Origin of the sequence: Nocardioides acrostichi, from assembly GCF_015319165.1 — a bacterium.
Lineage (GTDB): Bacteria > Actinomycetota > Actinomycetes > Propionibacteriales > Nocardioidaceae > Nocardioides > Nocardioides acrostichi.
The window spans coordinates 139,550-151,017 of the sequence record NZ_JADIVZ010000008.1 but is presented as its reverse complement, the minus strand read 5'-3'; the positions used below and the strand labels follow the sequence as shown (position 1 = coordinate 151,017).

At 72.2% G+C, this 11,468-nt stretch carries 9 protein-coding genes; 7 read left to right on the top strand and 2 right to left on the bottom strand.

All coding sequences use genetic code 11. From position 1 onward, the window contains the following. Positions 1-19 precede the first annotated feature (19 nt). The 3 genes from ISG29_RS15100 (at position 20) to ISG29_RS15090 (ending at position 4,084) form a co-directional block, all read left to right on the top strand. Positions 20-790 carry a PP2C family protein-serine/threonine phosphatase gene (locus tag ISG29_RS15100; protein WP_194504275.1) on the top strand — a complete coding sequence of 257 codons (771 nt, stop codon included), beginning with the start codon at positions 20-22 and terminating at the stop codon, positions 788-790. A gap of 233 nt (positions 791-1,023) precedes the next feature. After that, a complete protein-coding gene (locus ISG29_RS15095) occupies positions 1,024-3,393 on the top strand; it encodes an immune inhibitor A domain-containing protein (RefSeq protein WP_207793163.1) in 2,370 nt (789 codons plus the stop codon). Positions 3,394-3,481: 88 nt separating this feature from the next. After that, positions 3,482-4,084, top strand: a complete 603-nt coding sequence (locus tag ISG29_RS15090; protein WP_194504273.1) for a histone deacetylase — start codon at positions 3,482-3,484, stop codon at positions 4,082-4,084. Here ISG29_RS15090 and ISG29_RS15085 read toward each other — a convergent pair. After that, entirely contained in the window at positions 4,077-5,051 is a 975-nt protein-coding gene (locus ISG29_RS15085; protein WP_194504272.1) for a TauD/TfdA dioxygenase family protein, read from the bottom strand. The genes ISG29_RS15090 and ISG29_RS15085 overlap by 8 nt on opposite strands. Before the next feature lie 202 nt (positions 5,052-5,253). Here ISG29_RS15085 and ISG29_RS15080 point away from each other — a divergent pair, with 202 nt between their 5' ends. The 4 genes from ISG29_RS15080 to ISG29_RS15065 all read left to right on the top strand — a co-directional run bounded on the left by ISG29_RS15080 (position 5,254) and on the right by ISG29_RS15065 (position 9,221). Next, a complete protein-coding gene (locus tag ISG29_RS15080; RefSeq protein ID WP_194504271.1) occupies positions 5,254-6,465 on the top strand; it encodes an ROK family transcriptional regulator in 1,212 nt (403 codons plus the stop codon). A gap of 106 nt (positions 6,466-6,571) precedes the next feature. Beyond that, positions 6,572-7,327: an ABC transporter permease gene (locus ISG29_RS15075; RefSeq protein WP_207793162.1), complete on the top strand. Its 756-nt coding sequence runs from the start codon at positions 6,572-6,574 to the stop codon at positions 7,325-7,327. Further along, positions 7,315-8,175: an ABC transporter ATP-binding protein gene (locus ISG29_RS15070; protein ID WP_194504269.1), complete on the top strand. Its 861-nt coding sequence runs from the start codon at positions 7,315-7,317 to the stop codon at positions 8,173-8,175. The genes ISG29_RS15075 and ISG29_RS15070 overlap by 13 nt, the downstream gene beginning before the upstream one ends. Further along, positions 8,172-9,221 (top strand): ABC transporter substrate-binding protein, encoded by a 1,050-nt coding sequence (locus tag ISG29_RS15065; RefSeq protein ID WP_194504268.1) that lies wholly within the window; start codon positions 8,172-8,174, stop codon positions 9,219-9,221. The genes ISG29_RS15070 and ISG29_RS15065 overlap by 4 nt, the downstream gene beginning before the upstream one ends. Here ISG29_RS15065 and ISG29_RS15060 read toward each other — a convergent pair whose 3' ends face one another. Further along, positions 9,222-11,369: a S8 family serine peptidase gene (locus ISG29_RS15060; RefSeq protein ID WP_194504267.1), complete on the bottom strand. Its 2,148-nt coding sequence runs from the start codon at positions 11,367-11,369 to the stop codon at positions 9,222-9,224. Positions 11,370-11,468: the final 99 nt, after the last annotated feature.

Sequence of the window (11,468 nt, the reverse complement as noted above, 5' to 3'; positions counted from 1 at the left end):
TACCGGGGCGGGCCGCCCGGTGAGCGCGCTGCTCCTGACCCACGGTGCGGTCACCGACGTCGGCAGGGTGCGGGCCGCCAACGAAGACGCCTATGCCGTGCAGCCCCCGCTGTTCGGGGTGGCCGATGGCATGGGGGGCCACGACGGGGGTGATGTCGCCAGCGCGATCACCGTCGAGGAGATCGCCAGGCTGGCCCGCGAGGTCGGCGAGGTCGGCGAAGGCGCACCGCGCGACGTCGAGGAGGGCGACCTGGTGCGCCTGCTCGCACGCTGCCAGGAGCGGATCCTGCGCTACGGCGCCGAACAGCGCGCGGCCGGGCACCGCCGCTTCCACGCCGGCACCACCGTCGTCACGGCGACCGTCGTCACCGTGGCCGGCGAGCCGACCTGGTTGCTGATGAACCTCGGCGACTCGCGTGCCTACGGCGTGGTCGAGGGTGCGCTGCGGCAGCTCACCGTCGACCACTCCGTGGTGCAGGAGCTCGTCGACTCCGGCGCGCTCGCGCCCGAGGCCGTCGCCGACCACCCCGAGCGACACGTCATCACCCGGGCGCTCGGCGGCCCGCACGCCGGCAACCCCGACTTCTTCACCGTGCCGGTCGCCACCTGCCCGCGGGTCATGCTGTGCTCCGACGGCGTCAGCGGGCTGCTCGGGCCCGACGAGATCGAGCGGCTGCTCACGACCGGCGATACCGCGGAGCAGGCGGCGGCCGCGCTCGTCGCCGCGGCGCTCGAGGCCGGCGGCACCGACAACGCCACGGCCGTCGTCGTCGACGCCCGCCAGCGCTGACTCACCCCGAATGCCCGGCCCAGGAGGGTGAGAGCGGGAGGGTTTGCGGCGCGCCCCCGCGTCGTCCGCAGATCGTGTGACGACCGGTGCGTCACGAACTGATAACGATGGCGATTCGCTCTTTCGCCGAGATGCCCGCTCGGGGTCGGGTAGCGGTGCCTGGTCGGGTGACTCCCGCTCCGGGCCTCTGACGGGCGCATCCGGGCGCTCGTTCTCGGATGAGAGGAAACCACGTGAGACAGTCACGCCTCGTGACACTGGCGAGCACCGCGCTGGTCGCGGCCGCCTTCACGCTGCCGGCGATCGCCGGCCCCTCGGGCGCCACCCCCAGCGCGTCCGACGCCACCCCGCAGCCCAAGGACGTCGGCGACTCCTTGAGCATGCCGTGGCAGAAGAAGTACGACGACGTACGCCAGCAGGCGCTCGCGCAGCGGCTCAAGCGAGGCGGCACGGGCGTCTCGGAGAAGGTCGCGCCCGGCACCTACGGCAAGATCGCCCAGACCGGCACCGACAAGATCTTCGTCGTGCTCGCCGAGTTCGGCGACACCCGCCACTCCGCCTACCCCGATGGCGAGGACAGCGAGGCCCAGCGCTTCGATGGCCCGTTGCACAACGAGATCCCCAAGCCCGACCGCTCGGTCGACAACAGCACCGTCTGGCAGTCCGACTACGACCAGTCGCACTACCAGGACATGTACTTCAAGCGCATGAAGAAGTTCTACGAGGACCAGTCCAGCGGTCAGTACTCCGTCGACGGCACCGTCACCGACTGGGTCAAGGTGCCCTTCAACGAGGCCCGGTACGGCCGTGACTACTGCGGCTCCATCGCCTGCTCGAACACCTGGTACCTCATCCGCGACGCGCTCTCGACCTGGACCCAGGACAAGCTCGACGCCGGCTGGTCGATGGACCGGATCACGAAGTACCTCAAGACGTTCGATACCCAAGACCGCTACGACTACGACAACGACGGCGACTTCAACGAGCCCGACGGCTACATCGACCACTTCCAGATCGTGCACGCGGGCGGCGACCAGGCCGACGGCGACCCGATCTACGCCGGGGACGCCATCTGGAGCCACCGCTGGTACGCCCAGGTCGAGCCGTACGGCACCGGCCCGGTCGACGGCGGTCAGTTCGGCGGAGTCAACGTCGGCGAGGGCGGCGTCTCCGACCCCGACGGCGCCGACGTGGCCCTGCCCGACAACCCCACGGGTGTGTGGGTCGGCGACTACACCATCCAGCCGGAGAACGGCGGCCTCTCGGTGTTCGCCCACGAGTTCGGCCACGACCTCGGCCTGCCCGACCTCTACGACACCTCCGGCAACACCGGCGGCGCGGAGAACTCCGTCGGCTTCTGGTCGCTGATGTCGCAGTCGCGCGGCACCGGAGTCAAGGACTCCGGCATCGGCGAGCGGCCGATGCCGTTCGGCGCCTGGGAGAAGTTCCAGCTCGGCTGGCTCGACTACGACGTCGCCCGCACCGGACGCACGTCCTACCACTACGTGCGCCCCGGCGCCTCGACCAGTGGCAAGCAGAAGAACGGCCTGATCGTGCTGCTGCCCGACAAGTCGGTCACCAAGCAGTACGGCGCACCCTGCGACACCTGCGGCGAGCGCTACTACTACTCGGGCCAGGGCGACGACCTCGACAACACCATGACCTACCCGGTCGAAGGTGGCGGCGAGCTCACCGCGAAGGTCGACTACTCCATCGAGTCCGGCTACGACTACGCCTACCTCGCCTACTCCAACGACGACGGCGACACCTGGAGCTTCCTCGAGACCAGCCAGTCCACCGACCCGGCCGACGGCGGCACCTCCGACGGCACGGGCATCACCGGGGAGAGCGACGGCTGGGTCGACCTCTCGGCCACCGTGCCCGACGACGCCACCGACGTCCGCTTCGAGTACGTCACCGACGGCGGCTACGCCCTGCCCGGCTTCAAGGTCGACGACATCGCCCTGGCCGGCACCACCCTCGGCACCGCCGAGGCGGGTGCCGAGGGCTGGGAGCTCGACGGGTTCACCACCACGACCGGCGAGGAGACCGACCAGTACACCAACGCGTACTTCGTCGACAACCGCTCCTACGTCGGCCGCGACCGGCTGCTCAAGCACCTCTACAACTTCGTCGGGGGAGACAACCCGAACGAGGTCGAGTTCTTCCGCAACGGTCCGGGCGCGCTCATCACCTACTGGGACACCTCGGTAGCCGACAACAACGTCGGCGATCACCCCGGATCCGGCGAGATCCTGCCGGTCGACGCGCACCCGAACTTCATCCACACGCCGGACGGATCCCTCGCCCGGCCGCGGACGGCGACGTTCGACTCCGCGTTCGGTCCGGCCAAGACGGGTGGTCAGACGCTGCACTACCTCGGCGACCCGTTCCAGCTGCCGCGCATCACCCCCGAGCGCACGTTCGACGACAACCTCGACTGGTGGTTCGACAGTGACGAGCACGGCACCGGCACGCACGAGGGCCGCTACCAGCCCGGCTGGTACAGCGTCGACGTGCCGAAGACCGGCACCACGATCTTCGTCAAGAAGATCAAGAAGAAGAACAACGTGATGGTCGTGAAGGTGCACCCCTCGAAGTAGGGCATCGCGCCACCACCGGCGACGGCCCGTCCACCGCGAGGTGGGCGGGCCGTCGTGCTCCCTCTCGGCGTCGTTACGGTGGAGCACGATGACCCACGTCTGGTACGTCTCCTACGGCTCGAACCTGGCCCGGGACCGTCTCGACTGCTACCTCGCGGGCGGCTGCCCGCCGGGAGGTGCGCGCAGCAACCCCGGAGCCCGCGACACCAGCCCGCCACTGGCCGACGCCGCGGTCTGGCTGCCGGGCACCGTGTACTTCGCCGGCGACTCGCCGCAGTGGGGCGGCGGGGTGGCGTTCTACGACCACCTCACGCCGGGGAGCACCGCGGCGCGCGCCTATCTCGTGAGTGCCGGGCAGTTCGCCGACATCGCCGCCCAGGAGATGTACCGGCTGCCCGCCGAGAACGACCCCGTCGAGGCGCTCGTGCTCGCGCCGCTGGCCGGCGGCCGGCACCGTCTCGGCCCGGGCGAGTACGAGACACTCGTCGAGGTCGGACGACGAGACGGTGCCCCCATGCTGACCTTCACCGCCCCGCACGGCGCGACGGGGGTGCCGCACGTGCGGCCCTCGCCCGCCTACTGCGACACGATCGTCCGGGGTCTGGTCGAGGCGCACGGGTGGAGCCCGGCGCACGCCCGTGACTACGTCGACCGGCGTGCGCCGCAGCGGCGGCCTCCGAAGATCAGCTGATCAGGTCGTCGAGGCTCGCGTACGCCGAGGCGTCGCCTTCGAGGACACGCCCAGGTCGTCCGTCGACGCCGACCGGCACGCCGCCGGCCACGGTGATGCGCCGCACCTCGCGGTACTGGTCGTCGAAGTCGGCGACGGCGTAGTGCTGGGTGGCGCGGTTGTCCCACAGGGCGACGTCGCCTTCGCGCCAGGTCCAGCGCACGGTGTTCTCGAGTGCGGTGACGCGCTGTTGCAGCAGCGTGAACACGGCGTGTGACTCCGCGGTGTTGAGTCCGACGAAGCGCTCGACGAAGTGCCCGAGCAGCAGGCACCGCTCACCCGTCTCCGGGTGCACCGCGACGACGGGGTGCTCGGTGCGGAAGGGAACCTTGCCGAACTCTCGGCGGTCGAACACGTCGTCCTCCTCGCCACGCTCGGGCGACTCGGCGGTGGCGGCGTAGTCGTAGTCGTTGGTGTGCACGGCGCGCAGGCTCTCGGCCAGCACCCGCAGCGGCTCGGGAAGTGCCTGGTACGCCGAGGCGGTGTTCGCCCAGGTGGTGGTGCCGCCGTAGGCCGGGATCGCCACGCCGCGCAGCACGCTGATGGCCGGCACCCGGTCGACGAACGTCACGTCGGTGTGCCAGCTGTTGGCGGCCATGCCCTGCTTGGCGGCTACGGCCAGCACGCGGGCGCTGCCGGTGTTGACGGTGGGGTGGGCCGTGGTGAGGGGGCCCAGGCGTTCGGCGAACCCGATCTGGGCCTCGTCGTCGAGGTGGTGCTGCCCCCGCACGAAGACGACCTTGTGCGCGAGGAGGGCGTGGCGGATCCGCGCGATCGTCTCCTCGGGCAGATCCGCACCGAGGCGGACGCCGGACAGCTCCGCCCCGATGCGACCACCGATCCGGGTGACCCCGAGCTCGGGAGCAGGGCGATTCGTGACGCGCGCGGTGCGGGCGCGGGAGGGGGCGAGGGGGGTGTCGATGCTCATCTGCGGCTCCTTCGTCGAGGGGAAGGCCGCACCGGCGTACCCGGTGCGACCTAGCCATGCTGGGAGGGCCCCAGGCCAGGTGAGAAGCCTTTCTCTCGCGTCGAGCGAAACACCCTGGTTGTGGTGGCGGATGTGCGGGTTGGGCCCAGCGAGCCGTTATGGTCAATGTCGATCAAATTACTCGACATTGAGAGGCTGGATGGTGCCCGCTTCCCCCCGGCTGGTCGTCGCGCGCGGCCACGAGGCCCCCGCGGCGACGCAGATCCTCGAGGCACTGCGGCGTGCTGCCCCCCGCACGCGCGATCACCTGACCCGCTCGACCGGGCTCAGTGTCGCGACGGTCGCCCGCGTGGTGCCGCGCCTCGTCGAGGCCGGTCTGGTGCGCGAGCGTCCCGACCTCGTGCCTGCGGGCGTCGCCGGCCGCCCGAGCGTCCCCGTGGAGCTCGACGTCTCCCGCTTCGTGGTGGTGGGCGTGCACGTCGGGCTCGCTGCGACGACGGTCTCGCTGAGCGATCTCTCCGGCCGCGTCGTCGCCTCTCGCGAGCGTGCGCACACGCCCGGTCGCTTCGACGCGACCGAGACCGCCTCGGCGGTGGCGCAGATGCTGCGCTCGCTCCCGCAGCGGGTTCCGCTCGGCGCGGGGCTCGTCGGCCCCTGGCCCGACCTCTCACTCGACCGCGAGGAGGCAGCGGCACGCCTCCACGAGGAGCTGGGGCTCGACGTGGTCTCGGCCCACCACCTCTCGGCCGCCGCCTCCGCCGACCACGCCCTCCGTGGGCACGAGCGCGACGGTGTGACCCTCTACGTCTACGCCCGGAGCACGGCGAGCTTCGTGCTGGTCTCCGAGCACGAGTCCCGCGCCGAGGTGTCACACCCCGTACGGCTGACGCACTTCCCCGTGGACGACGACGTGCCGTGCGAGTGCGGCGCGCGCGGCTGCTTCGCGGTCGCGGCCGGCGACCAGGCCGTCGGCGCGCGAGCCCTCGGCGATCGACTCGCGTCGCGTGCAGACGTGGCAGCGCTGGTCGCGAGCGCCGAGTCGGGCGACCGCGCGGCCGACGGCGCGTTGCGGCAGCGAGCGCGGAGCCTGGGCCGGATGGCCGCTCGGGTCCGCGACATGGTCGACCCCGACCGGCTGGTCCTCCTGGGCCAGGCGTTCACCCGCTATCGCCCGGCGGTCACCGAGGTGACCCGGGCGTTCGCCGCCACCACACGGCTCCCCGCGATCGAACCCGTCTTCACGCAGTTCGGGCCCTCGATCCAGGCGGTGGCGGCCGGAGCGGCGGCCTTGCGCCCCGTCTACGACGACCCCTGGGGCGTCGTCCCACTCGTCCCATCCGACCCCCTCGTCCCCCCGGCCGGGGTGGCCACCGAACGGAGAGAGAGCACGCATGTCCTCGTCAACGATCACTGAGGTGCCGGCAGCCGCCGGCATCGTCGATCCCGACCTACCCCGCGGTGGTCCCCCCACGGACCCCCTGCGAGTCGCAGCACCCGCGAGGAGCCGGTCGGCGGGGCGCGTGGGGCGCGCCCTGCTCCCGTGGCTCTCGCCACTCGCCCTGCTCGTGCTCTGGCAGGCCCTGAGCAGCCTCGGCGTGCTCCAGGAGAGCACCCTGGCCTCCCCGGTCACCATCGCCGGCACCGTCCGCGACCTCGTCACGCAGGGACTCTTCGGCTCGACGCTGCAGCAGAACACCCTGGTCTCGGCGCAGCGAGCCCTGCTGGGGTTCGCGATCGGGGCGGCGCTCGCCATCGTGCTGGCACTGCCCGCCGGGCTCAGCGCAGCGGGCGCGCTCGTCATCGACCCGCCCATGCAGATGCTGCGCATGCTGCCCCATCTGGGCCTGATCCCCCTGTTCATCCTCTGGATGGGGCTGGGCGAGCAGCCGAAGATCGCGCTGGTCGCCTTCGGGTCCGTCTTCCCCCTCTACCTGAACCTGGTCGCCGGTATCCGTGGGGTCGACCGCAAGATCGCCGAGGCCGCCACGAGCATGCGACTCTCGCGCTGGCAGCGGATCCGCTACGTCGTCCTCCCGGGGGCGATGCCCCACGCGATGACCGGGCTGCGCCAGAGCCTGGGGGTGGCGTGGCTGACGCTCATCGTCGCCGAGCAGATCGCAGCCGACCGCGGCATCGGCAAGATGATCATGGACGCCCGTGAGTTCCTCATGAACGACGTCATCGTCGTCGGCCTCGTGGTCTACATGCTGCTGGGCCTGCTCACCGACGCACTCGTCCGCCTCGTGGAGAGGCGGGTGCTGGCATGGCGCGCCTGAGCACTCCCGCGGCACCGCGCACCTCCGTGACGGCCGACTCCGGCCCGCATCCGGACGCTCCCGTCGGCCCGGTCGCCGTGGTCGCCTCCCACCGGCGACGCTTCGGTGAGCGTGAGGTGCTGCGCGGCATCGACCTGAGCATCGCCCCGGGCGAGCTCGTGGCCCTGCTCGGACGCTCCGGGTGCGGCAAGTCGACGCTCCTGCGCGGACTCGCCGGTCTCGACGACGTCCCGCGCGAGGAGGTGCGGGTCACCGGTCGCACCGCGGTCGCGTTCCAGGAGCCCCGGCTGCTGCCCTGGCAGCGTGTGCAACGCAACGTCGAACTCGCGCTGCTGGCCGAGGGTGACCGACGAGACCGCGCGAGGCGCGCCACCGCCGCGCTGGCGGAGGTCGGGCTGGCCGAGCGGTGCGACGCCTGGCCCCTGCACCTCTCGGGCGGGCAGGCGCAGCGGGTCTCCCTGGCTCGAGCCCTGGTCGTCGAACCGGAGCTGTTGCTGCTCGACGAGCCGTTCAGCGCGCTCGACGCGCTGACGCGTATCGAGATGCACCAGCTCGTCATCGAGCTGTGGCGCAAGCACCGGATGGCCATCCTCCTCGTCACCCACGACGTCGACGAGGCCCTGGCGCTCGCCGACCGCGTCGTGGTGCTCGATCAGGGGCTCATCTCCTACGAGTGGCGCACCGAGCTGCCCCGCACCGAGCGCTCGCCCGAGCGCCCCGAGGTCGCGGCCGCGCGAGCCGACATCCTGCACGCGCTCGGAGTGCGACCCCTCCCGCCCAATCCCGATCGCGACCCCGTCACCGGACGGCTGCCGCACCCCACCAATCCCACCAGGAGCAACCGATGAACCCGCCAGCAACCCGATCCCGACGGACCCTTCGCGCTGCCGCAGGAGCGCTGGTGCTCCTGGCGGCCGCGACCCTCTCCGCCTGCGGCGTGGCCGACCCGGACGCCGCGGCCGTCAACGACGACGGCAGCATCGACCTCTCGAAGGTGACCCTGCACGCCGGAGACCAGAAGGGTGTCAGCGCCCAAGCGCTGCTCCAGGCCTCCGGGCTCGACGACACGCCCTATGAGATCGACTGGAGCACCTTCACCTCCGGACCGCCGATGATGGAGGCCTTGGCGGCCAAGTCCATCGACGTGGCGATGGTGGGCAACACCCCACCGATCTTCGCCGCGGCCTCCGGGAGCGAGTTCAAGGTGGTCGCCTCTGCCCGCTACACCGCGGAGGGAGACGCCATCGTGGTGCCGAAGGGGTCCGACCTCACCTCCGTCGACGACCTGGCCGGGGCCACCGTGGCGGTCGCCCCGGGCAGCTCGGCGAACTACAACCTGCTCGGCCAGCTCGCCAAGGCGGGCCTCACGCTCGACGACATCAAGGTCGTGGAGCTCCAGCCCTCCGACGCGCTCGCGGCCTTCACCAGCGGACACATCGACGCGTGGGCGACGTGGGAGCCGTACACCTCGCAGGTGCAGATCCAGGACGGCGCCAAGGTGCTCGTCAACGGTGACAACGGGGTGATGAACGGTCTCAACTTCCAGGTCGCCTCCGATCAGGCGCTCGACGACCCGGCGACGGAGGCGGCTCTCGAGGACTACCTCTCTCGCATCCAGCAGGCCCAGATCTGGTCCGGACAGCCCGCTCACCTGCAAGCCTGGTCGAAGGTGTGGGCGCAGGGAGCCGGTCTGGACCCCGAGATCACGGCCTTCGCCACCAAGAAGCGGCCGGTCGACGCCGTTCCGATCGACGACGAGATCGTGGCCTCGACGCAGAAGATGGCCGACGCGTTCTACGACGCGGGGGTGCTGCCGAAGCGCGTCGACATGACGGACTGGTTCAGCTCCGACTTCAACGCCGACGCCACGGGGAAGGCGGTGGAGGCCCGGTGATCAACGGCCGATGAGCACCGGCACACGGAGCTGCTCGCCGAGGCCGGTGGTGAAGGTGAGGATCCCGGAGTCCTGACCCGGGCCGGTGGGGGAGGAGATGGTGAACCGCACCGACCTACCCGGCTCGATCACGGCGGACGACGGCGAGACGCTCACGCCGGCTCGGGTGAAGTCGCTGCCGGTCACGCTCACGACGCGCGCCGCGCGACCTGCGTTGGTGACCGTGCGATGCGTCGTCCCGCCCGGCAGCAGGGTGACGCTCGGCAGGTTCAGTGTCACGGACCGGCCCTCGAGCCAGCGGCGGTAGCCGGCGGCGCCCTGGGTGATGACGAGCACCGGACGTGACGGCTCGGTGCCCAGACGCCCCGCCCCCTGGGCGAGCACGCCGCTGCCGGCGACCGGCACGGCACTCGTGGTCAGCGCGGACTGCACACGGGCGGCATTCCAGCCGGGCAGTGCACGGAGCCGGGCGGCGGCACCGGCGACCCTGGCGGCCGCCATGGAGGTGCCGGAGACCAGGCCCCACCGGCTGGCGGCGCCCGCCGGCTCGGCCGCGAGCAGACCGTCGCCGTCGGCGACCAGGTCGGGCTTGAGGACGGCGGCCTCCGGGTCGCCGGTGGCCGACCAGCCGGTGACCCGGGCGTCGGGGTCGGTGACCGGGCGTGGCGCGATGCGAGCCAGGCCGCCCGGGTGCTTGCGCACCCAGCGTCGCAGCACCGCCCCGGAGTGCGTGCTCACGTTGACGGTCGGCACGCTTTGGAAGTCGGCCTCGAGCGAGCGGGGTCCGCGGTTGACCAAGACCATGCCGGCGCCGTCGGCGGCGGCCACCGTGGCGGACTTGTCGACCCGGCCGATGTCTCCGCGGTCGCACACGACGATCCGGTCGCGCACCGCGGCCGCGTCCAGCGAGCCAGGCAGGCACAGTCGAGCGTCGTCGCGCGTCGCGGACGCCGCCCGGGCCCTGGCTGCGTCGACCATGCGCAGCGGGCCGACGGCTTCGCCGGCCGCGCTGGCCCCGGTCAGGCGCGGTCCGTTGCGTCCGAGCGCCACCGTGCCGGTGCGGCGCACGCCGGTGGTCGCCCCCACGGTGGTGACCCACGGGCTGGGGTGAGCGGTGCCGGCGTCGTGGCCGCTCACGGCGCTGCCGGCCGCGGTCACCACGCTCACGCCGTGTTCGACGGCGCCGAGCAGCGCCAGGTCGACGGTGTCGATCTCGCTGGGCCCGCCCACCGAGAGGTTGAGCACGTCGACGCCGTCGTCCGTCGCGCGGTCGATCGCGGTGACGAGGTCGGCGGTCGAACAGCCGTCGCCGTCGGGGTCGGGTGCGCTCCAGCACGCCTTGTACACGGCCAGGCGCGCTTGCGGCGCCTCGCCTGAGAAGGTGCCGATCCCGGTGTCGCCCACACGCACCGGCACACCCGTGTTGCCGGCGATGATGGAGGCGACCTGCGTGCCGTGGCCGTCGTCGTCGCGGGCCGAGAGGGCCGCGGAACTGCTGAGGTTGTCGGCCCCGAACCCGTCGGCGAACCACCGGGCGCCCACGACCTTGCCGGAGCAGGCGGACGCCGGCCAGCCCGGGCCGGTGACGCAGCGGCCGTCGAAGTGGTGCGAGGCCCGCCCCAGTCGGCCGCCCGGTGCGAAGACCGGGTTGTCGGGGTCGATGCCGGTGTCGACGACGCCGACGACCACGCCGGCCCCGCCCCGGTCGCGGCCCTGGGTGCCCAGCAGCCTGCGGGCCGCCGCGGTGGCGGCCTGGGCACCGATTGAGGCCAGCGGCCGCAGCTGGTCGGGCTCGACCCGTGCGACGGAGGGCACCGTGGCGGCCTCCGCCGCCTGGTCGCGGGTGAGGCGCACGGCGACGCCGTCGAGCGCCGTCGTCCAGCGATACACCGGTTCAGGGGCTTCGAGGGCGTCGAGCACCTGGTCCTGGTGCACGCGCATGCGCAGCGACTGGAGCAGGGCGGGTGGGTCGCTCTCGGACCCGGCCGTGCCCGGCCCCCGGAACGTGATCAGGTAGAGACGACCTCGGTCGCCTCCCGCGGCCGAGGACGACGCTGCGGGCGCCAGCGTGACGACCACGGCTCCCACCGCCAGGGCCGCGAGCGCGCGCGCGAGCACCCGGCGTATGCGGGGCGGCTCGGGGAGCATCGGGGCCTCCGGTCAGGGACGTCCAGGGGTGCTGCGGTGGTGCCGCACCGCCTTCGGTCCCAGGAAGCGGAGGCGGTGAGCCGTACATTCTGGCAAATC